This is a genomic window from Mycetocola sp. Y171, from assembly GCF_056713165.1.
This window is the reverse complement of the sequence record NZ_JBWYGX010000002.1, coordinates 208,475-227,897: the sequence shown is the minus strand read 5'-3', so window position 1 is coordinate 227,897 and position 19,423 is coordinate 208,475. Positions and strand designations below refer to the sequence as shown.

Here is a 19,423-nt window from a genome sequence, read left to right as displayed (position 1 = left end):
TCATTCCACGGGAAAAGCGGTCAGTTCATCCGGTTGACGTACTCGGCGAAAGCCGGGTCGCCTGCCATGGCGATGGCGATACAGGCGAACACGGCGATGTTCGCGATCACGCCGAAGACGAGCGGAATCCACCAGGCGACCTTGCCGCGGCCGAGCGCACGGAGCGAGAGCCAGAGGGCGAGACCCCAGAGCAGCACCTCGACGACGATGGCGGTCCAGCCCATTGTCGCGGCGAGACCGGTGGAGGTGAACTCGCCGACATCCAGCTGCGCGAACGCGGCGGTGATGGCATCCGGCAGATCGACGAGGGCGGACAACGACAGGAGGATCGTCACGAGTCCGATACCGAGCAGAAGCACCGTGGCGAACCGGTCACCGCTCGGCGCCTTGCGTTCCGGCGTCTGGACGCTGATGTGGCTGGTGGGCGACACCTGCGATTCGACGGGAACCGGCTCGATGTCGTCAAGCGGTACCTTGATGGCCGCGCGCTGTTCGTCTGGCGTAGCGTATTCGCCGAACTGCGGGCGCGGGCGGGGAGAGTCGCTCATGGTCGGTTGCGTCCGCCGAGGGCTCGGGAGTCCTTGGCGCCCTTCAGATTGGTGCGGAGTTCCTTCGGCAGCGAGAACATGAGGTCCTCTTCGGCCGTCTTCACTTCCTGGACGTCGACGTATCCCGCCGACGCAAGGCTGTCGAGCACTTCGGTCACGAGAACCTCGGGCACCGATGCGCCGCTCGTCACACCGATGGTCTCGGCCCCGTCGATCCATTCCTGCTTGATCTCGCTGGCGTAATCGACGCGGTACGCCGTCTTCGCCCCGTATTCGATGGCGACCTCGACGAGCCGGACCGAGTTGGAGGAGTTCGCCGAGCCGACGACGATCACGACGTCGGCATCCTTCGCGACCTTCTTGATCGCGACCTGGCGGTTCTGGGTGGCGTAGCAGATGTCGTCGCTGGGTGGGTCCTGCAGGTTCGGGAACCTGGCGCGCAGGCGGCGGACCGTCTCCATTGTCTCGTCGACGCTCAGCGTCGTCTGGGAGAGCCAGACCACCTTGTCCGGGTCCCTGACCTGAACGGTGTCTGCTTCGTCTGGGCTGCCGACGAGCGTCGTGTGCTCGGGCGCTTCGCCTGCGGTTCCCTCGACCTCTTCATGGCCTTCATGGCCGATCAGCAGAATCTCGAAGTCGTCTCGGGCGAACCGAACGGCCTCGCGGTGGACCTTGGTGACCAGGGGGCAGGTGGCGTCGATGGCCTGCAGGCCACGATCGGATGCCGCGTTCACCACAGCGGGAGAGACCCCGTGCGCGCTGAAGACGATGTGCGACCCCTCGGGGACCTCGTCGACCTCCTCGACGAAGATCGCACCCTGGCTCTCGAGTTCCGAGACCACGTGGATGTTGTGCACGATCTGCTTGCGCACGTAGACGGGGGCGCCGTAGTGCTCGAGCGCCTTCTCCACAGCGATGACGGCACGGTCCACACCGGCGCAGTACCCGCGGGGCGCAGCGAGCAGCACCCGCTTGTGTCCGACCACCGGGGTATCCTTGAGCCTCGAACGCACGCCGGGGATTCTCGGCATGGGCAGGCTGATTGTTGCGTCACTCACGTTCCAATTGTAGGTGGCTCCCGATGTGCACACGCTGGACGACGAAGAAGAGAGCAAACGGATGCCGGACGCCCCCGCCACCGCAGAGAATCCGTGGCCGGTCGGCCTGCTCGGCGCGAAGATCCGGGACTACATCGACCGGCTCGGCACGGTCTGGGTCGAGGGCGAGATCACTCAGTGGGGAACCTCGGCCGGGAACATCTACGGCAAGCTCAAGGATCTCAACCAGGACGCCACGGTCGGCTTCACCATCTGGTCGTCTGTGAAGGCACGGATCCCCGATGACCTCAAGCACGGCGATCATGTCGTGGCCCTGATCAAGGCCAACTACTGGGTCAAGGGCGGAAGCCTGACCATGCAGGTGCTGCAGATGAAGCACGTCGGGCTCGGCGATCTCCTCGAACGCCTCGAGCGCCTGCGCACCCAGTTGGCCGGTGAGGGCCTGTTCGACGTATCGCGCAAGAAGCGGCTCCCATTCCTGCCGCACTGCATCGGGCTGATCACCGGCAAGGATTCGGACGCCGAGAAGGATGTCATCCGAAACGCACAGTTGCGCTGGCCCGCCGTGAACTTCCGCGTCGTCCATGCCACCGTCCAGGGCGACCGCACAGTGCCCGAGGTGATCTCGGCGATCAAGCGCCTCGACGCCGATCCGGAGGTCGATGTCATCATCGTCGCCAGGGGTGGCGGCGACTTCCAGAACCTGCTCGGTTTCAGTAACGAGCGGCTCGTGCGGGCCGCAGCCGCGGCATCCACCCCCCTGGTCAGCGCTATCGGCCACGAAGCCGACCGGCCGCTCCTCGACGACGTCGCCGACCTCCGTGCCTCGACACCGACCGATGCGGCGAAGCGGGTCGTCCCCGACGTCACCGAGGAACTGGCTCGCGTCCAGCAGGCCCATGCCCGGCTCGGAATGAAACTGGCGTCGTACCTCAACACGGAGACCGCGAAGATCCACCAGATCCGGTCCCGACCCGCCCTGGCCTCAGCGACGTGGATCGTCGACACCAGGGCGCAGGAACTCACGCGATACGTTGCCCGCGGGTCCGAACTGATCGAGCGCATGCTCGACCACGGCTCGCGCGAGATCGCCGACCTCCGCTCTCATCTGCGCGCACTGTCTCCGCAACGCACCCTCGACAGGGGTTACGCGATCGCCCAGCGCGTCGACGGCGGCATCCTGCGTACCCCTGCGGATGCCCCAGCAGGCACCGCCCTCACCCTCACCCTGGCCGCCGGTCGGATCACCGCCCACTCGGACGGAGAACCGGACGAGGCCGAAGCCGTCCGCAGTTAGGATTGGACCATGCCAGAAACCTCCGAGGTGGCCAGCCTCAGCTACGAAGACGCGCGCGATGAACTCGTCCGCGTCGTCTCCGAACTCGAGCAAGGGGCTCCGACACTGGAGCAGTCCCTCGCCCTGTGGGAGCGCGGCGAAGCACTGGCACGCCGCTGCGAGGACTGGCTGATCGGCGCGAAGGCACGGCTCGATGCTGCGCGCGCGGCGACTGGGTCGACTGAGGCGCAGATCACCGAATGAGTCCCCGCCGCCCACCGCGAGTCGTCGCTGAGCTCGGCCGCCCCGAAACTCCCGAGGAGACGGCCGCTCGCAAGGCCGAGAACTCGCGGAACTACCGCAAACGCAAGACGATCAACAACCTCGTCTACTCACTGCTCGTGTGCGTCGCCCTCGTCGTGGTCATCGCGCTGGCGGTGCCCCGCTCAGACACCTCCCTCCTCGAGGACGTCGACTATCACGCCGTCGCCGCCGACGCTCAGAAGTCCTCGGACGCACCACTCGCCGACCCCGAGCTCCCGGGCAGCTGGAGCGCGAACCGCGCCGAAACCGACACCGAGGGCGGGGTGTCGTCCTGGAACATCGGGCTGATCACGCCCTCCGACCAGTTCATCCAGATCACGCAGGGCTTCGACGCCAACGAGACCTGGCTCTCCGACCAGCTCAGGAAGTCCGCGGCCTCTTCGACCCTCACCGTCGACGGCGTCGAGTGGACCGTCTACGACAACCAGGAGCTCGACGACGTCGGCAACGTCGAGTATGCACTGACCACCGAAGCAGGCACGTCGACCTTCATCGTCTTCGGAACCGCGACCGAGGAGGAATTCCTCACCGTGGCATCCGCACTGAGCGATCAGGTCACGGCCAATCTGAACGAGGGAGACCAGTAATGCCCACTCTCAGGCCCAGCAAGGCATGGTCAGTCATGCAGCGCGGCAACGCGAGGTTCGTGTCGGGCGAACCGGAGCATCCGCGCCAGGACGTCGAGCGACGGGAAGCCCTCGCGCTCACCCAGGACCCGGACGTGGTGCTCTTCGGCTGCTCCGACTCCCGGCTGGCCGCCGAAATCATCTTCGACAAGGGACTCGGTGACCTCTTCGTCGTGCGGAACGCCGGCCAGGTCATCTCCGACTCCGTCGTCGGGTCCCTTGAATACGCCGTCGGCGTCCTCCACGTTCCCCTCATCGTCGTCCTCGGACATGACGGATGCGGCGCGGTGCGGGCCGCCATCGACGCGTGCGCGCCGGATGCGACACCGCTGCCCCCGCACATCGACGGCCTGATCCAGCAGATCGTTCCCGCCGTCCACCGGGTCGCGAAAGCCCGCGGCGTCGAACCCCAGAACGCCGACCCGTTCGAGGTCGGTCGCGAGCACCTGCGCGACACGGTCGCCGAACTGCTCGAACGGTCGGAGATGATCAGCGACGCGATCGCCGCAGGCACGCTCGGTATCGTCGGAGCCAACTACAAGCTTCTGGAAGGCACCGCCGTGCCAGACATCATCATCGGAAACATCAGCTCCACCCCCGAGGCGGAGTAACAACGCAGCACAACGACGCAGAGCAGCGTCGCAGAACACACATCAAGGAGATCACATCGTGTCTGACACCACCGAGTACCGCATCGAGCACGACACCATGGGCGAGGTCCGGGTGCCGGCGAACGCGCTGTACAGCGCACAGACGCAGCGCGCCGTCGAGAACTTCCCGATCTCGGGCGCCGGACTCGAATCGACCCAGATCGCCGCGCTTGCCAGGATCAAGAAGGCCGCCGCGGCCGCCAACGCCCGCCTCGGTGTGCTCGACCCCGCCATCGCCGAGGCAATCGGTGGCGCCGCTGACGACGTCATCTCCGGCCGCTACGACGACCAGTTCCCGATCGATGTGTACCAGACCGGTTCAGGGACCTCGTCGAACATGAACATGAACGAGGTGCTCGCGAACCTCGCCGGAACCCGTCTGGGCTCTCCCGTTCACCCCAACGACCACGTGAACTGCTCGCAGTCGTCGAACGACGTATTCCCCACGTCGGTGCACATCGCGGTCACCAGCGCCCTCATCGACGACCTCATCCCCGCTCTCGACCACCTCGCCGTCGCGCTCGAGGCGAAGGCCGAGCTGTGGAAGGATGCCGTCAAGGCGGGCAGGACGCACCTCATGGATGCGACGCCGGTCACCCTGGGCCAGGAATTCGGCGGCTACGCCCGCCAGGTCCGGCTCGGCATCGAGCGGGTCCGCTCCGCACTCCCCCGCGTCGCCGAGGTCCCGCTCGGCGGAACCGCCGTCGGCACCGGCATCAATACGCCGGCAGGGTTCCCGCAGCTGGTCATCCAGCTGCTCGTCGAGGACACCGAACTCCCGATCACCGAGGCGGCAGACCACTTCGAGGCGCAGGCCAACCGCGACGGACTCGTCGAGGCATCCGGTGCCCTCCGCACCATCGCCGTGAGCCTCACCAAGATCTGCAATGACCTGCGCTGGATGGGTTCAGGCCCGAACACCGGGCTCGGCGAACTGCACATCCCCGACCTTCAGCCCGGCTCGTCGATCATGCCGGGCAAGGTCAACCCGGTGATTCCCGAGGCCGTGCTCATGGTCGCCGCTCGTGTCATCGGCAACGACGCGACGATCGCCTGGAGCGGGGCATCCGGCTCGTTCGAGCTGAACGTGCAGATCCCCGTCATGGGAACCGCCCTGCTCGAGTCGATCCGCCTGCTCTCGAACGCGTCTCGCGTTCTCGCCGACAAGACCGTCGACGGGCTCGAAGCGAACGTCGAACGGGCTGAGGCTCTGGCCGGGATGTCCCCGTCGATCGTCACCCCGCTCAACAAGATCATCGGCTACGAGAAGGCCGCGAAGATCGCCAAGCACGCCGTCGCGCAGGGCATCACGGTCCGTGAGGCCGTCGTCGACCTCGGCTTCGTCGAACGCGGCGACATCACCGAGGAGCAGCTGGACAGCGCCCTCGACCTGCTGTCGATGACCCACCCCGGTTAAACCCGTCACGAGTTGCCCGGTTCGGCAGGTTCTGTCCAGGCAGAACCCGCCAGATCGGGCAACTCGCGTCAACGGCGGTTACCAGCGGTCGTGGACCGCGCACTTGATGTCGGCGTCATAGATGGTGCGCACGGCGTCGAGGTACGCGGCGGGAAGCGGGCCTGCCGTGCCGGCCTCGGCGTTGGCCTCGGCCTGGGCGATCGACCGTGCTCCGGGGATCACCGAGGTGACGCCGTCCTGCTGGCTTACCCATGCCAGAGCGGCCTGAGCGGGCGTGAGCCCTGCCGGGGCGAACGAGGCCAGTTCGGCCGCGGCACGGACACCGGTCGAGAAGTCGACCCCGGCGAAGGTCTCGCCGACGTCGAAGTGGCTGCCATCTCGGTTGTAGTTGCGGTGGTCGTCGGCGGCGAACTCCGTCGTCGGCGTGTAGCGACCGCTGAGCAGGCCTGACGCGAGCGGGACACGGGCGATGATGCCGACGCCGGCCTCCTTGGCGGCCGGGAGCACCTTGTCGAGGGGCTTGAGCCGGAACGCGTTGAGGATGATCTGAACGCTCGCCGTGCCAGGACGCGCGATCGCGGCGAGGGCCTCGTCGCAGGTTTCGACGCTCACCCCGTAGTTCGCGATGGCGCCTTCGGCGACGAGGGTGTCGAGGGCGTCGTAGACGGCGTCTGAGGAGAACACCGGAGTGGGCGGGCAGTGCAACTGCACGAGGTCGAGTCGGTCGACGCCGAGGTTGAGGCGTGACCGGTCTGTCCACTCTCGGAAGTTGGCGAGCGTGTAGTTGGCTGGGTCCTGTTCGGCGCGACGGCCCATCTTCGTGGCCACGAACACGTTGGTTCCGGGATTCGCCGCGAGGAACCGGCCGATGACCTGCTCGCTGCGGCCGTCGCCGTAGACATCGGCGGTGTCGAAGAAGGTGACGCCGGAATCGACGGCGGCGTCGAGCACGGCGAGTGCGTCAGCCTCTGACACGTCGCCCCAGTCGGAGCCGAGCTGCCAGGTGCCGAGGCCGATGATCGAGACGGGGTGGCCGGTGCGGCCGAGGGTGCGCTGTTCCATGCCCACAGCCTACGGGGTGGACCCCGTCATCGGAGCGAGTGCGAGAGTCACCCAGAAGCCCGCAAGAAGGAAAGGCCCGAACGGGATGCGGGTGTGTCGACCACCCACGCGGCGAGCCAGGACGACGACCCCCGCGACGCCTCCTGCGACGAATGCCAGCACGATCCCGAGCACGGCGGGGACCACTCCGAACGAACCGAGGCAGAGCCCGAGCACACCGGCGAGCTTCACGTCGCCCATGCCCATTCCCCCGCCCAGGTTCAGGAGCAGGAAAAACCCGAACCAGGCCGCGCCCGCGGCGAGCGCGACGGTCGGCGGCGACCCGGTCAGGATGCCGTGCAGCGCGATCCCGGCGATGGCCGCCGGATAACAGGGCAGGACGAGCCGGTTCGGCAGCCTGCTCGACTCGACGTCGATACGGACAAGGTCGAGGGTGACGGCGGCGACGGCCAGCGGACCAAGAAGGAGCGGACCTGGCCCGATCGCGAGCGCGGCGACGGCCGCGAGCATCAGTGCGGCAGCAGTGCGACGCACGAGCAGGAACCGGTGCCGACGGGCATCTGTCTCGATTCCAGGTGCAGTCTGCAGAGCCATGGCGACACGCTAGCCGGGCTGTGGCGCCCCGAGGGGGTTATCCACAGCCCGGCATTGCTGTCAGGCGAGTTCGTTACCCTCCAGGAGCTCGGTCACCAGGGCGGCGATGTTGCTCCGCTCCGACCGGGTCAGCGTGATGTGCGCGAACAGATCGTGACCCTTGAGGGTTTCGATGACGGAGGCGACGCCGTCGTGACGGCCGACCCGGAGATTGTCCCGCTGTGCGACGTCGTGGGTGAGGATCACCCTCGAGTTCTGGCCGATCCGCGACAGGACGGTCAGGAGCACGTTGCGTTCGAGGGACTGGGCCTCATCGACGATGACATACGCGTCGTGGAGGGAACGGCCACGGATGTGGGTCAGCGGCAGCACCTCGAGGATGCCGCGCTCCACCACCTCTTCCAGGACGTTCTGGGAGACGACCGAGCCGAGGGTGTCGAAGACGGCCTGGCCCCACGGGTTCATCTTGTCGCCCTGGTCACCCGGCAGGTAGCCGAGTTCCTGGCCACCGACCGCGTACAGCGGACGGAACACCATGATCTTGCGGTGCTGCTGGCGTTCCAGAACGGCTTCGAGTCCAGCACAGAGGGCGAGCGCGGACTTCCCCGTCCCTGCTCGGCCTCCCAGGGAGACGATGCCGACCTCCGGGTCGAGGAGCAGGTCGATCGCGAGGCGCTGCTCGGCGCTGCGACCATGGAGGCCGAACACGTCACGGTCGCCGCGAACCAGCTTGAACTCCCGCTTGCCGGTGACCCGCCCGAGCGCCGAACCACGGTCGGAGTGGATGACCAGACCGGTGTTGACCGGCAGGTTCTCCACCGACTTCGACAGCCCGATCTCGGTCTCGTAGAGGTCGCTCATCTCGTTCGCCGAGACGGTGATGTCGGCCATCCCGGTCCAGCCCGAATCGACCGCCTGCTCGGCGAGATATTCTTCGGCGGCGAGACCGATCGACGCGGCCTTCACCCGGAGAGGCAGGTCCTTCGAGACCACGGTCACCGCGAGTCCGTCGTTGGCCAGGTTCATGGCCACGGCGAGGATGCGGGAGTCGTTGTCGCCGAGCTGCAACCCACTGGGGAGAACGGCCATGCTGGAGTGGTTCAGTTCGACGCGGAGCGTTCCGCCTTCGCCGACGGGAATCGGGAAGTCGAGCCGCTCGTGTTCGATCCGGAGTTCATCGAGAATCCGCAGGGCCTGGCGGGCGAAGTACCCGATCTCGGGATCGTGACGCTTTCCCTCGAGCTCTGAGATCACCACCACCGGGATCACGACGGCGTGTTCCGCGAACCGGAACAGCGCCTTCGGGTCAGACAACAAAACCGAGGTATCCAGGACATAGGTACGCTCGGTCTGCTTCTGGTGTGACGGCTGTGAGGTTGTGTTCTGTGCTTGCCCTTCTGTTCTCTGCTGTGCTGTGTGGGTGCGTGTCGCGGTCATAGCCACTCCCAGCCGAACCTTTCGGTTCGGTTCTCCAGCGAGTGCGGCCACGTACGTTTCGAGTCGAACTTATATGGCCGTCTCGACCAGGCGCCGTGCCTGATAACTGAGACGTTACGACTCCTCTGCCGCGGTGCCACACCCGACACGCTGACTGGACATTGCGCGCAGGTAAACTTTTCCCGAACGCCGGGTCAGTACGCGATCGCCGTGGAGAACGAGACGAAGGAGTCGCGGAGCATCCCGAGCGTTTCGCTCGTCGTCCCGGCGTGGATGCTGAGCCGGATGCGGTTCTGCCGAATCGTCGCCGTGACGCCGTGGTTGTGCAGCGAAGCGACGAGGAGGGTGACCTGGTCTTCGGGCGGGTCGAGGATGACGATACCGGCCCGCTCGTGTTCAGCCCTCGCCGATGCGACCGAGATCACGAACTCGTCGGCGAGCTCGAGGACTTCGCTGACCCGCTCGCTCACCGCCGAGTGGATCACACCGACACCGACACCGGCGATCTCCTCCAGTGCGGCGGACAGCCGGGCTTCGGCTGAATAGTCCGGGTTCGCCACGCTGTAGGCGCGCGCCGTCTTCGACGGGGGTGGAACGGCGTCCCAGGGTTCGTACTCGTCTGTTCCGGTGTAGCCGCTCACGACGGGGACGAGGTGGTCGAGTGCCCGGTCGCTCAACGCGAGGAATCCGGTCCCCCACCCGGCGCGCACCCATTTCTGGCCACCGGATGCGACGACATCCGCGAGTTCGAACGGTGCGTCGACGACGCCGAAGCCCTGGATGGCGTCGACGATGAGCAGGCGCTCCCCGATGACCTGCCTGATGCCCTCGAGGTCGGCGAGGTAGCCGGTCCTCGTGTCGACGAGGCTGACGGCGACGGCCGTGATGGCCGGCGTGAGCTGCTCCTTGATGGTGTGTGGTGTGACCCGCCCGTGGTCGGTCTCGAGCCAGGTGGGCTGAAGGACCTGCATCGACTCAGCGGCCCTGGTCGCAGCCACGGTCAGGCTCGGGAAGTCCCCTGCAGACAGCAGCAGCCCCCCGGTCATGCCGAACATGGTGTGCATGAGGCCCATGCTCGTGTTCGGCTGGCTGACGATGTTCTCCGGTGCGAAGCCGGTCAGCGCAGAGACGGCCGTGCGCATCCGTTCGTCCTGGCTTCGGAGCGCGTCGGCGGCGCCGAAGCGTGCCCGCCCCAGCAGGTCGACCTGCCCACGGACCTCGTCCTGTACGACGGCGGCGAGCGGACCCACCCTCCCATAGTCGAGATAGCCGGATTCCTCACCGAATCCGTCGATGAACTCGTCGATTCCGGTCATCATTCCCCCTCAGCCGCCGTAACGACGTTGCCGTCTCGAGTAGTCGCGCAGCGCCCGGAGGAAGTCCACCTCGCGCAGGTCAGGGCCAAGCGCCTCAACGAAGTAGAACTCGCTGTGGGCGCTCTGCCAGAGCATGAAATCGCTGAGCCGTTGCTCTCCGGAGGTGCGGATCACGAGGTCGGGGTCCGGCTGGCCGCTCGTGTACAGGTGCTCGCCGATGAGGTCGGGGGTGAGGAGTTCGGCGAGGGACTCGAGGTTGCCGCCGGTGAGGTGGTGCTTCTCGACGATGTCGCGCATGGCGTGCACGATCTCGGTGCGCCCGCCATACCCGACGGCCAGGTTGATGTGGAGGCCCTTCTTCTGGGCGGTCCGCGATTCAGCGGCGTCCAGTGCGCCGATGAGGGGCTCGGGCAGTCCGACCGTCGACCCGACCCGCTTCACCCGCCAGTCGCGGTAGTGCGACAGCTCTTCGGCGAGGTCGGCGATGATCTCGATCAGATCGTGCAGTTCGTCGGACGACCGGGAGCTGAGGTTGTCGCTCGACAGGAGATAGAGGGTGACGACCTTGACGCCAAGATCGTCGCACCACTCGAGGAACTCACGCATCTTCGCAGCGCCGGCGCGATGGCCGTGCGCTGCGGTCTCGTAGCCGAGCTGCTTCGCCCACCGGCGGTTGCCGTCGATGATCATCGCCACGTGGTGCGGGAGCGACTCGGATGTCAGACCGCGGCGCAGGCGCTTCTGGTACAGGTTGTAGAGAAACCCGGGTCCCGGCTTCGACTGGCTCTTTGTCACACCGTTACGTTAGTCCAATCCGTCGGATTCCTGCGGTCCTGCCGCGTATCCTGTGATCTATGCCCCGAACTCCCCCTGCAGCTGAACGTCCCCGGCGCGGAGCCGGGAATCCGCCGGTCGGGTCGGACGAGGCCGTGGATGCAGCGGTCGCCCGCGACGACGCCGAGGGCCCGTCGCTCCCCAACATCCCGCTCCTCGACGATGAGATCGCCACCCCTGAGGACGTGAAGCCGACCTGGCGCGGCTGGATCCACGCCGGCACGTTCCCGCTCGCCATCGTGGGCGGAATCGTGCTCGTGACCATTGCCCACGGCCCACCGGCGAAGTGGAGCACTGCGGTGTTCGCGCTGAGCTCGATGCTGCTGTTCGGCATCTCGGCGCTCTACCACCGCTTCAACTGGGCTCCACGGACGAAGATCCTCCTCAAGAGGATGGATCACGCCAACATCTTCCTGCTCATCGCGGGCAGCTACACGCCGATCGCGGTGCTCGCCCTGCCGCCCGAGAAAGGGACGCTCCTCCTCGCACTGGTCTGGGGCGGAACCATCCTCGGCATCGCGTTCAGGGTGTTCTGGCTGCATGCGCCTCGCTGGCTGTACGTGCTGCTGTACATCGCTCTGGGCTGGGCGGCCGTGATGTACCTGTTCGACATCTTCCGGGTCAACCCGGCCACGATGACGCTGATCATCGTCGGAGGACTGCTGTACACGGGCGGCGCCGTCGTCTACGCGATGAAACGGCCGAACCCGTTCCCCGGGCATTTCGGATTCCACGAGATCTTCCACGTCTGCACGGTGCTGGCGTTCCTCTGCCACTGGACCGGCATCCTGCTCCTGGCGATCGATCCGGCCTACAACGTCGGCTGATCCCGCTCAGTCTCGGCGGGTGAGAACGAACACCGGGATCTCGCGCTTCGTCTTCGTCTGGTAGCCGGCATACGGCGGGAAGGCCGCCACCGCGCGCTCCCACCAGAGCGCCTTCTCGTCCCCGGTCACTTCCCTGGCCGTGTAGTCGTGCTTCTCGGTCTCGTCCTGCAGTTCCACGTGCGGGTGTGCCCGAACGTTGTAAAACCAGACCGGATGCTTCGGTGCGCCGCCGAGGGACGCCACGACCGCGTACTCTCCGTCGTGTTCGACGCGCATGAGGGCTGTCTTGCGGATCTTGCCGGTCTTCGCCCCCAGGGTGGTGAGGACGATCACCGGACGGCCCTGGAGGGTCGTCCCCTCCGTACCGCCCGAACTCTCGTACAACTCGACCTGCTTCAGGGCCCAGTTGGACTTCCCCGGTGCGTACTCGCCTTCCAGCGGCATGATCCCCTCCACGTGTCGGAGGCGTTCGCATCCGACCCGATCAGTGTAGTGTCGCCGCTTCCCGGTCCCTACCATGGGAGCGTGGGCGAACCATCCGCAGCCAGGAGGACCGAGGTCCTCGTCGTGGGAGCCGGCCCGACCGGCCTCCTGCTGGCGGTCGCGCTCACGAAGCTCGGTGTCGATGTCATGCTCACCGACGGCAAGGACGGACCCTCCCGCGAATCACGCGCGCTTGCGGTGCAGGCTCGCACCATGGAGATCCTGGAACAACTGGGGCTCGCCGATGACTTCCTCGACGAACGGATGCTGGCGACACGCGTGAGTCCCGGATTCGAACGCACATCGTTCGGCGTCGTCCCGATCGGTAGCATCGGCGCGGGGGTGTCACCGTTCCCCGGGCTGAACATCCTCGAGCAGTCACGCACGGAGCGGATCCTCGTCGACGAGCTCACCGGACTCGGTGGGGCGGTGTTGTGGAAGCACGCACTCTCCGGCCTCGTCTCCCCCGGCTCGAGCGGAACGGGCGTGGATGCCGTCATCGACGGACCTGACGGCCCCGTGACCATTTCCGCCGAGTACTGCGTCGGTGCCGACGGGGCCTCGTCGGCCGTGCGCAAACTCCGTGGCATCCCGTTCGAGGGCATCACAAACGAGCACACGTTCTACGTCGCCGACGCCCACGGCGTCACCGGTCTCGAACCCGGTGCGGTCTGTGTCCGATTCGGCACGGACGACTTCCTCGTGACATTCCCGATGGCTCCAGGAGGTCACGACCGTCTGCTCGGCACGATCCGGTTGTCGCGTTCGGGCGAGGCCGTCACCGAGGACGCCGCCAGGGCCAAACTCTCGAAAGTGTTCGGGGTCGACTACGACACCACGAGCTGGTTCTCCACCTATCGGATCTCACACCGGGTGGCTGCTCGGTTCCGCGACGGCCCCGTGTTCCTGGCCGGGGACGCCGGGCATGTGCACTCGCCGGTCGGCGCGCAGGGCATGAACACCGGTCTCCAGGACGCACACAATCTCGCCCTGGCCCTCGCCGGCGTGCTTCGGCGAGGCGTGGATCCGTCTGCGCTCGACCGGTATGAAGCCGAGCGCCGGCCGGTGGCGCTGCGGCTGGTGTCGACGACCGACCGGGTGTTCGCTCTCGTGACCGGCACCTCGCGGCTGTCCCGGTTCATCCGTCGCCGTGCCAGCCGCGTGGTCGTACCGCTCGTCGTCCAGGTCGTTCCGGGGGTGCCAGGCGCGAGCAGGTTGTTCGAGTATCTGTCGCAGACCAGGATCCACTACTGGATGAGCGAGGATTCCAGGAAGACGGGCAAACGGGGACGCGTGGTCGGCCGGCGGTTGCCGTGGACCGGCTCGAACTATGACGTCCTTCGCAGCCTCGACTGGCAGGTGCACGCGTATGGCCCGGTCGAGCGCCGCGACGTGGTCCGGGTGAGATCAGGGACCGGACTCCCGCTCCACCTCTTCGCGACGACAGGAGGCAGCCGCCTAGTGAGCGGCCGGTTCTACCTCGTCCGCCCCGACGGATTCGTGGCCGCGGAGTCGGCGGGCCCGCCCGCGCCGGCGGTGTTCGGCCGCGCGCTCGAGGACGCCGGCGTGCGGCGCGCTCGCCCGTGGCGGGTCGATACGCTGGTTCGATGAGTTCTGTCAGGATCACGTCACCCACCGAAGACGACTGGGAGCGCGTGCGCGCCCTCCGAATCGAAATGCTCAGGGACACTCCGATCGCCTTCATGGAGACCGTCGAGGCGGCCGAAGCAAACACCGAGGACGTCTGGCGGATGCGCGCGAACCGCGGCTCCACTCCTGACAGCGTCCAGCTCGTGGCCGTGGACGAGGCCGGATCCTGGGTGGGGACGATGAGCGGTTTCGTCGATCACGTCGAGACGAGCGGTCCGCTGCTCGTCGGTGTCTACGTCTCGCCCGGTTTCCGCGGCAGCGAGGCCGGCGTGACCGATGCACTCCTCGACGCCGTCGAGGAGTGGGCGCGGGGCCTCAGCGACGTACTGACCCTGCACGTACACGAAGACAACGACCGGGCGATCGCCTACTACCGCAGGCGCGGTTACGAGGCGACCGGCCACACCGTTCCGTACAACCTGGACCCGTCGAAGAACGAGATCGAGATGCGGCGCAGCCTCTGACCGCTACGGTCGCTCGTCGCCTGGCCGTGGCGCGTCGCCGGCTGGGCCGTCATCCGTCGCGGCAGTGCCGTCACGTTCGTCCAGCTCGGCCTGGAGACGCTCGCTGATCTCCGCCTTGTAGTTGACCCGCCTGATACGTCGCAGCATGTCGAAGATGAGCAGGAATACGGCTGCCGCGATGGCCGCCACGATGAAGAAACCGGCCGGCCCCGGGGTGACATCGTTGGCGTCGATGTTCAGCGACGGCGTCGGAGTCGGGGTCGCCGCCAGCCGCCATATGGCATCCGTCACGGTGTTCCAGCTGGCGGTCATTCAGTGTCCTCAATCCCGGCGAACAGGTCGCTCTCGTTTGCGACGGGCGGCACAAGGGAGCGCACCCGTTCGAAGTCTTCGTACGGCCACGCCGCACGTTGCAGGTCGTTCGACCAGAAGAAGAAGCTGGAGTCTGCAGCGACCTGGCTGGCGTGCGACCTGAGCGCGGCATCCCGCACCTCGAAGAACTCGCCGACCGGCACGTGCGTCGTCGCACGGGCAGGACGATCCTTCATCCAGGACACCATCTCGCTGAGCTGCTCGATGAGCGGCGAATCCGGCTCCTGCCGCAGGAGTTCGTCGAAGTTCGCCTGGACCCGTTCCGCATTGAAGATGTGGTCGTAGTACAGCTTGGAGACCTGCCAGGCCGGTCCGGCTTCCGGATAGGCCGATGCATCGGATGCCGCATCGAACGCAGCGACGGACACCTCGTGGCAACGGATGTGGTCGGGGTGCGGGTACCCACCGTTCTCGTCGTAGGTGATCATCACCTGCGGCTTGAACTCGCGGACGATTCGCACGAGCGGCTCGGCGGACACGCTGAGCGGGATGGCAGCGAACGAATTCGGCGGCAGGCTTCCGTCCTCCTGGCGCATTCCGGAGTCGACGTACCCGAGCCAGCGGTGCCTGACGTCCATGATCCGCGCCGCTTCGCCCATCTCCCGGCGTCGGAGTCCTGCAAGGTCCCGCTCCCCCATCGCCCGCTCGGCGAGATCGTCATTGAGGATGTCGCCCCGCTCGCCGCCGGTGCAGCTGACGACGAGGACTTCGACGCCCCGCGAACGGTAGTAAGCGGAGGTCGCTGCGCCCTTGCTCGACTCGTCGTCGGGATGCGCGTGGACCGAGAGCAAGCGGAGTGTCACGATGGCCTGGTCTTCCGGTGAGAGTGTGGAGGCGTCGAAGCGATTAGCCTTGTCTCTACAGACTAACGTTTGCACGGATGAGGGTTGATGGTTTCGAACACTGAGCGGGACGCCTCCGTCATCGATGACCGCTACGGACGCACCCCGCGCCGGCGGACCCGCGAACGCCGCATCGCCTGGACTGTCGGTGGCGCGTTCGCCCTCGTCTTCGTGGCCTGGGTGGTGTGGGCAGGGCTCGACGCAGCCGGTCCGGGAATCGACGTGAGGGATACCGCGCACGTGGTCGTCGATGAACGGACAGTCAACGTGACATTCGAGCTGTCCGTCGGTGAGGGAACGACGACCCATTGCGCCGTCCAGGCGCTCAATGACACGTTCGCCGTCGTCGGCTGGAAGGTCATCGAAGTCCCCGCTTCAGAGCAGCGAACCCGGACATTCACCGAGTCGGTCACCACCATCGAAAAAGCTTCGACGGGTTTGATTTATCGCTGTTGGCTGGCATAAGCTCATCTGATACCCGGAAGCCGGGTCCAGTTGATACGCCCTGACGCAACCGTCAGGGCGTCCGTTTATGTAAGGAGTTCGCCATGGCTGCAGAGACTCAGGTCACCTTCCTCACGCAGGATGCTTATGACCGACTCGCCGGCGAGCTTGAGACGCTGTCCACCGTCGGGCGCGAAGAGATCGCCAAGAAGATCGAATCCGCTCGCGAAGAGGGCGATCTCAAGGAGAACGGCGGCTACCACGCCGCCAAGGACGAACAGGGCAAGCAGGAAGCGCGCATCCGCACCCTCACACAGCTTCTCCGCGACGCGACGGTCGGTGAAGCCCCCGAGAGCCACGGCGTCGTCGAGTCCGGTACCGTCATCACCGCCACCGTCGCCGGGGGCAAGGAAGTCTTCCTCCTCGGCAACCGTGAGATCGCCGCCAACTCCGACCTCGATGTCTACAGCGAGCAGAGCCCCCTCGGCTCCGCCATCCTCGGGCTCAAGGTCGGCGAGAGCACGACGTATACCGCTCCGAACGGCAAAGAGATCACAGTGAAGATCACGAAGGTCGACACCTACGCGGGACAGTAGCCCCGACGACACACGAACGGGCCGGCGAGATTCTTCTCACCGGCCCGTTTCTCGTATCGCGCCTCGGTCAGTCCTCGACGATCTGAGGTGAGTAACCGGCATCCTGCAACGTCCGGACGACGAGGTCTCGGTGTTCAGGTCCCCTGGTCTCCACACTGAGCTCGAGCTCCACTTCGCCGATCTTCAGTCCGTGCCCGTGCCTGGTGTGCAGCACCTCGATCACGTTGGCGTTGGCCTGTGCGACGAGTTCCGCGGTCCGTGCCAGCTGCCCCGGACGGTCGGGCAGCGGAATGCGCAGGGTGAGGTACCGGTCGGATGCCGCGAGACCGTGGCTGATCACCCTCTGCATGAGCAGCGGGTCGATGTTTCCGCCGGAGAGGATGACGACGGTCGGTCCGGTCGGGGCAACGCTGCCGGCGAGGATGGCTGCGACGCCGACGGCTCCGGCCGGCTCGACAACGAGCTTCGCCCGTTCGAGCAGCACGAGAAGAGCTTTGGCGATGTCGTCCTCGCTCACCGTGATGACCTCGTCGACGACGTCGCGGATGATGTCGAAGTTCAGCAGCCCGGGCTTGCCGACGGCGATCCCGTCGGCGATGGTGGCCTGCACGATCACCTCTTGCGGGGTTCCTGCGGCCAGCGATGGCGGGTAGGCGGCCGCGTTGGCCGCCTGGACGCCGACGACGCGGACCGTGCGGCCGGCCGCCGCAGCGCGCTGCTTGAGCGCTGAGGCGACGCCGGCGATGAGCCCTCCTCCACCGATCGGGATGATGACGGTTTCGACCTCGGGGACGGAGTCCCAGATCTCGAGACCGAGGGTGCCCTGCCCGACGATCACGTCGGGGTGGTCGAACGGCGGAATGAAGATCGCCCCGGTCTCCTCGGCGTACGCGGCCGCGGCGAGCAGGGGCTCTGCGACTGTGTGTCCCTTGAGGATCACCTGGGCGCCGTACTGCTTCGTGGCCTGCAGCTTCGGCAGCGGAACACCGATCGGCATGAAGATCGTCGACGCGATGCCGAGTTCCCTCGCCGCGAATGCCACGCCCTGGGCATGATTTCCGGCCGAAGCCGCCACGACGCCGTGCGCCCGCTCCTCGTCTGTCAGCTGCGCCATCCTGTTGTAGGCACCGCGGATCTTGTACGACCCCGTCCGCTGGAGGTTCTCGCATTTGAGGAAGACCGGTGCGCCCAGAAGCTCGGCGAGGTACCGCGAGCTCTCCATCGGTGTCTCCTCCGCGACCCGGGCGACGACCGTGCGTGCCTTCTCGAACTGGTCGAGCGTGGGTCCTGCGAGGGGGGTGTCAGTCATTCGGGATTCCTTGCTGTGGTGACGCTGCTGCCTGCGGGTGCGCCGCGGGCTTCTTGCGGACGTGCCGCTCGGTCGGGACGGTCTGCCAGATCACATCGCCGAGGATGAGGGGGGAGCCTGGTGCCCGGGTTCTCCACGCGCCGGACGAGATGTACTTCGCCATCACGTTGATCACGGCGGCCACCGGAACGGCGAACAGCGCGCCGGGGATCCCGGCGAGCAACGTGCCTCCTGCGACGACGAGGACGACAGCAAGCGGGTGGACCTTCACCGCCGCACCCATCAGGAGCGGCTGGAGCACGTGGCCTTCGAGCTGCTGCACCAGGAGAACCACGCCGACCATGAGCAGGGCGATGACCCAGCCGTTGTAGACGAGGGCGATGAAGACGGCCACCGTACCGGTGACGACAGCACCGACGATCGGAACGAACGAACCCAGGAAGACGAGCACGGCGATCGGGATCGCGAGGGGCACCCCGAGGAGGAACGCGCCGAGACCGATGCCCACGGCGTCGATTGACGCAACGAGGATCTGCGTCCGCGCGTAGTTGGTGAGCGTGGACCACCCGGCCTTGCCCGCGCCGTCGATCGCCGGTTGGGCCTTCTTCGGCATCAGCCGGACGATCCATCCCCAGATGCCCTTGCCGTCGATGAGGACGAAGATCAGGCAGAACAGCGCGAGGAAGACACCGGTGGCGACGTGCCCGATGGTGGAGCCCAACGACAGCGCACCGCTCAACAGCGCCTGGCCGTCGTTCTGGACCGCGCTGAGGGCATCCGCGATGAAATCGTTGATCTGCGAGTCGGTGAGATGCAGCGGCGACTGCAGGAGGAACGTCTTCAGGTCCTCGAACGACGCGACCGTCCGCTCGCGGACGACGTCGAAGTCACGCGTGATCTGCCAGATCGCCAGCCAGAGCAGTCCGCCGACGATAGCGAGGGTGCCGAGGATGGCCGTGGCGATCGCCAGTCCCCTCGGCCAGCGATGGCGGGTCAGGAAACCGACCAGCGGCGTGAGGAGCGCGGAGACCAGCACACCGATGAGCAACGGGATGATGATGAGTCGCAACTGGACGATGAGGACCACCAGGACGGCGAGCGCACCGGCGATGACGAGCAATCGCCACGACCAGGCGCCGGCGATCCGCATGCCGCGGGGGACGTCGTGCTCGATCCCGCTCGATGGCACGGGGTCGTGGGCTACGGCTTCGGTTTCTGAGGGCCGAAACACGCGGGCCCACCAGCTTTTCTCAGTCGATTTGGCCACCGGATCAGTCTATGCCGCCACTGTCGG

At 66.6% G+C, this 19,423-nt stretch carries 21 protein-coding genes and 1 pseudogene; 10 read left to right on the top strand and 12 right to left on the bottom strand.

Annotation, left to right across the window (positions count from 1 at the left end):
• Positions 1-20: 20 nt before the first annotated feature.
• Together AC1M2K_RS10680 and AC1M2K_RS10675 are read right to left on the bottom strand one after the other, a co-directional pair.
• Positions 21-548 (bottom strand): DUF6264 family protein, encoded by a 528-nt coding sequence (locus tag AC1M2K_RS10680; RefSeq protein ID WP_480237126.1) that lies wholly within the window; start codon positions 546-548, stop codon positions 21-23.
• Entirely contained in the window at positions 545-1,579 is a 1,035-nt protein-coding gene (locus tag AC1M2K_RS10675; protein ID WP_480237364.1) for a 4-hydroxy-3-methylbut-2-enyl diphosphate reductase, read from the bottom strand. The genes AC1M2K_RS10680 and AC1M2K_RS10675 overlap by 4 nt, the downstream gene beginning before the upstream one ends.
• Before the next feature lie 88 nt (positions 1,580-1,667).
• Between AC1M2K_RS10675 and xseA the strand changes: the two are divergent.
• From xseA to AC1M2K_RS10650, 5 genes and pseudogenes are all read left to right on the top strand, one after another.
• Positions 1,668-2,955, top strand: a pseudogene (xseA, locus tag AC1M2K_RS10670) (exodeoxyribonuclease VII large subunit); the annotation flags it as partial.
• Complete coding sequence (locus tag AC1M2K_RS10665; RefSeq protein WP_480237127.1) at positions 2,913-3,146, top strand: exodeoxyribonuclease VII small subunit; 234 nt, start codon at positions 2,913-2,915, stop codon at positions 3,144-3,146. The pseudogene xseA and the gene AC1M2K_RS10665, both read left to right, overlap by 43 nt.
• A complete protein-coding gene (locus tag AC1M2K_RS10660; protein WP_480240962.1) occupies positions 3,143-3,793 on the top strand; it encodes a DUF4245 domain-containing protein in 651 nt (216 codons plus the stop codon). The genes AC1M2K_RS10665 and AC1M2K_RS10660 overlap by 4 nt, the downstream gene beginning before the upstream one ends.
• On the top strand, positions 3,793-4,443 hold the full coding sequence (locus AC1M2K_RS10655) for a carbonic anhydrase (protein ID WP_480237129.1): 651 nt from the start codon (positions 3,793-3,795) through the stop codon (positions 4,441-4,443). The genes AC1M2K_RS10660 and AC1M2K_RS10655 overlap by 1 nt, the downstream gene beginning before the upstream one ends.
• A 58-nt stretch (positions 4,444-4,501) precedes the next feature.
• On the top strand, positions 4,502-5,899 hold the full coding sequence (locus tag AC1M2K_RS10650) for a class II fumarate hydratase (protein ID WP_480240961.1): 1,398 nt from the start codon (positions 4,502-4,504) through the stop codon (positions 5,897-5,899).
• Between the two features lie 78 nt (positions 5,900-5,977).
• On the opposite strand, the gene AC1M2K_RS10645 is transcribed toward AC1M2K_RS10650, so the two are convergent.
• The 5 genes from AC1M2K_RS10645 to AC1M2K_RS10625 form a co-directional block, all read right to left on the bottom strand.
• Complete coding sequence (locus AC1M2K_RS10645; protein WP_480240960.1) at positions 5,978-6,961, bottom strand: aldo/keto reductase; 984 nt, start codon at positions 6,959-6,961, stop codon at positions 5,978-5,980.
• Positions 6,962-6,970: 9 nt separating this feature from the next.
• Positions 6,971-7,555: a prepilin peptidase gene (locus AC1M2K_RS10640; RefSeq protein WP_480240959.1), complete on the bottom strand. Its 585-nt coding sequence runs from the start codon at positions 7,553-7,555 to the stop codon at positions 6,971-6,973.
• A gap of 60 nt (positions 7,556-7,615) precedes the next feature.
• Positions 7,616-8,992, bottom strand: a complete 1,377-nt coding sequence (locus tag AC1M2K_RS10635; protein WP_480237133.1) for a PhoH family protein — start codon at positions 8,990-8,992, stop codon at positions 7,616-7,618.
• Between the two features lie 194 nt (positions 8,993-9,186).
• Entirely contained in the window at positions 9,187-10,308 is a 1,122-nt protein-coding gene (locus AC1M2K_RS10630; protein ID WP_480240958.1) for an aminotransferase class V-fold PLP-dependent enzyme, read from the bottom strand.
• Positions 10,309-10,317: 9 nt separating this feature from the next.
• On the bottom strand, positions 10,318-11,103 hold the full coding sequence (locus AC1M2K_RS10625) for an isoprenyl transferase (protein ID WP_480240957.1): 786 nt from the start codon (positions 11,101-11,103) through the stop codon (positions 10,318-10,320).
• A gap of 59 nt (positions 11,104-11,162) precedes the next feature.
• Here AC1M2K_RS10625 and trhA point away from each other — a divergent pair, with 59 nt between their 5' ends.
• Positions 11,163-11,969 (top strand): PAQR family membrane homeostasis protein TrhA, encoded by an 807-nt coding sequence (trhA, locus tag AC1M2K_RS10620; RefSeq protein WP_480237136.1) that lies wholly within the window; start codon positions 11,163-11,165, stop codon positions 11,967-11,969.
• A 6-nt stretch (positions 11,970-11,975) separates the two neighbouring features.
• On the opposite strand, the gene AC1M2K_RS10615 is transcribed toward trhA, so the two are convergent.
• Positions 11,976-12,413: a nitroreductase family deazaflavin-dependent oxidoreductase gene (locus AC1M2K_RS10615; protein WP_480237137.1), complete on the bottom strand. Its 438-nt coding sequence runs from the start codon at positions 12,411-12,413 to the stop codon at positions 11,976-11,978.
• Between the two features lie 81 nt (positions 12,414-12,494).
• Here AC1M2K_RS10615 and AC1M2K_RS10610 point away from each other — a divergent pair, with 81 nt between their 5' ends.
• Both AC1M2K_RS10610 and AC1M2K_RS10605 read left to right on the top strand, forming a co-directional pair.
• Positions 12,495-14,063: an FAD-dependent monooxygenase gene (locus AC1M2K_RS10610; RefSeq protein ID WP_480240956.1), complete on the top strand. Its 1,569-nt coding sequence runs from the start codon at positions 12,495-12,497 to the stop codon at positions 14,061-14,063.
• A complete protein-coding gene (locus tag AC1M2K_RS10605; RefSeq protein WP_480237139.1) occupies positions 14,060-14,566 on the top strand; it encodes a GNAT family N-acetyltransferase in 507 nt (168 codons plus the stop codon). The genes AC1M2K_RS10610 and AC1M2K_RS10605 overlap by 4 nt, the downstream gene beginning before the upstream one ends.
• A gap of 3 nt (positions 14,567-14,569) precedes the next feature.
• Here the strand turns inward: AC1M2K_RS10605 and AC1M2K_RS10600 are convergent, their stop codons facing one another.
• Together AC1M2K_RS10600 and mca are read right to left on the bottom strand one after the other, a co-directional pair.
• Complete coding sequence (locus tag AC1M2K_RS10600; protein ID WP_480237140.1) at positions 14,570-14,878, bottom strand: hypothetical protein; 309 nt, start codon at positions 14,876-14,878, stop codon at positions 14,570-14,572.
• Positions 14,875-15,741 (bottom strand): mycothiol conjugate amidase Mca, encoded by an 867-nt coding sequence (gene mca / locus AC1M2K_RS10595; protein WP_480240955.1) that lies wholly within the window; start codon positions 15,739-15,741, stop codon positions 14,875-14,877. Before mca ends, AC1M2K_RS10600 begins: the two co-directional genes overlap by 4 nt.
• 87 nt (positions 15,742-15,828) lie before the next feature.
• On the opposite strand from mca, the gene AC1M2K_RS10590 reads away from it, so the two are divergent.
• Positions 15,829-16,245 carry a DUF4307 domain-containing protein gene (locus AC1M2K_RS10590; RefSeq protein WP_480240954.1) on the top strand — a complete coding sequence of 139 codons (417 nt, stop codon included), beginning with the start codon at positions 15,829-15,831 and terminating at the stop codon, positions 16,243-16,245.
• 83 nt (positions 16,246-16,328) lie between these two features.
• A complete protein-coding gene (greA, locus tag AC1M2K_RS10585; RefSeq protein WP_480237143.1) occupies positions 16,329-16,820 on the top strand; it encodes a transcription elongation factor GreA in 492 nt (163 codons plus the stop codon).
• A 67-nt stretch (positions 16,821-16,887) separates the two neighbouring features.
• Here the strand turns inward: greA and ilvA are convergent, their stop codons facing one another.
• Positions 16,888-18,129 carry a threonine ammonia-lyase gene (ilvA, locus tag AC1M2K_RS10580; RefSeq protein ID WP_480237144.1) on the bottom strand — a complete coding sequence of 414 codons (1,242 nt, stop codon included), beginning with the start codon at positions 18,127-18,129 and terminating at the stop codon, positions 16,888-16,890.
• Positions 18,122-19,360: an AI-2E family transporter gene (locus AC1M2K_RS10575; protein ID WP_480241732.1), complete on the bottom strand. Its 1,239-nt coding sequence runs from the start codon at positions 19,358-19,360 to the stop codon at positions 18,122-18,124. Before AC1M2K_RS10575 ends, ilvA begins: the two co-directional genes overlap by 8 nt.
• Between the last annotated feature and the right edge of the window lie 63 nt (positions 19,361-19,423).

Excerpts from the sequence above, each read along its gene's own strand:
- AC1M2K_RS10680 (WP_480237126.1), bottom strand. The coding sequence starts at position 548 with ATGAGCGACTCTCCCCGCCCGCGCCCGCAGTTCGGCGAATACGCTACG.
- AC1M2K_RS10675 (WP_480237364.1), bottom strand. The coding sequence starts at position 1,579 with ATGCCGAGAATCCCCGGCGTGCGTTCGAGGCTCAAGGATACCCCGGTG.
- AC1M2K_RS10665 (WP_480237127.1), top strand. The coding sequence starts at position 2,913 with ATGCCAGAAACCTCCGAGGTGGCCAGCCTCAGCTACGAAGACGCGCGC.
- AC1M2K_RS10660 (WP_480240962.1), top strand. The coding sequence starts at position 3,143 with ATGAGTCCCCGCCGCCCACCGCGAGTCGTCGCTGAGCTCGGCCGCCCC.
- AC1M2K_RS10655 (WP_480237129.1), top strand. The coding sequence starts at position 3,793 with ATGCCCACTCTCAGGCCCAGCAAGGCATGGTCAGTCATGCAGCGCGGC.
- AC1M2K_RS10645 (WP_480240960.1), bottom strand. The coding sequence starts at position 6,961 with ATGGAACAGCGCACCCTCGGCCGCACCGGCCACCCCGTCTCGATCATC.
- AC1M2K_RS10640 (WP_480240959.1), bottom strand. The coding sequence starts at position 7,555 with ATGGCTCTGCAGACTGCACCTGGAATCGAGACAGATGCCCGTCGGCAC.
- AC1M2K_RS10635 (WP_480237133.1), bottom strand. The coding sequence starts at position 8,992 with ATGACCGCGACACGCACCCACACAGCACAGCAGAGAACAGAAGGGCAA.
- AC1M2K_RS10630 (WP_480240958.1), bottom strand. The coding sequence starts at position 10,308 with ATGACCGGAATCGACGAGTTCATCGACGGATTCGGTGAGGAATCCGGC.
- trhA (WP_480237136.1), top strand. The coding sequence starts at position 11,163 with ATGCCCCGAACTCCCCCTGCAGCTGAACGTCCCCGGCGCGGAGCCGGG.
- AC1M2K_RS10615 (WP_480237137.1), bottom strand. The coding sequence starts at position 12,413 with ATGCCGCTGGAAGGCGAGTACGCACCGGGGAAGTCCAACTGGGCCCTG.
- AC1M2K_RS10605 (WP_480237139.1), top strand. The coding sequence starts at position 14,060 with ATGAGTTCTGTCAGGATCACGTCACCCACCGAAGACGACTGGGAGCGC.
- AC1M2K_RS10600 (WP_480237140.1), bottom strand. The coding sequence starts at position 14,878 with ATGACCGCCAGCTGGAACACCGTGACGGATGCCATATGGCGGCTGGCG.
- AC1M2K_RS10590 (WP_480240954.1), top strand. The coding sequence starts at position 15,829 with ATGGTTTCGAACACTGAGCGGGACGCCTCCGTCATCGATGACCGCTAC.
- greA (WP_480237143.1), top strand. The coding sequence starts at position 16,329 with ATGGCTGCAGAGACTCAGGTCACCTTCCTCACGCAGGATGCTTATGAC.
- ilvA (WP_480237144.1), bottom strand. The coding sequence starts at position 18,129 with ATGACTGACACCCCCCTCGCAGGACCCACGCTCGACCAGTTCGAGAAG.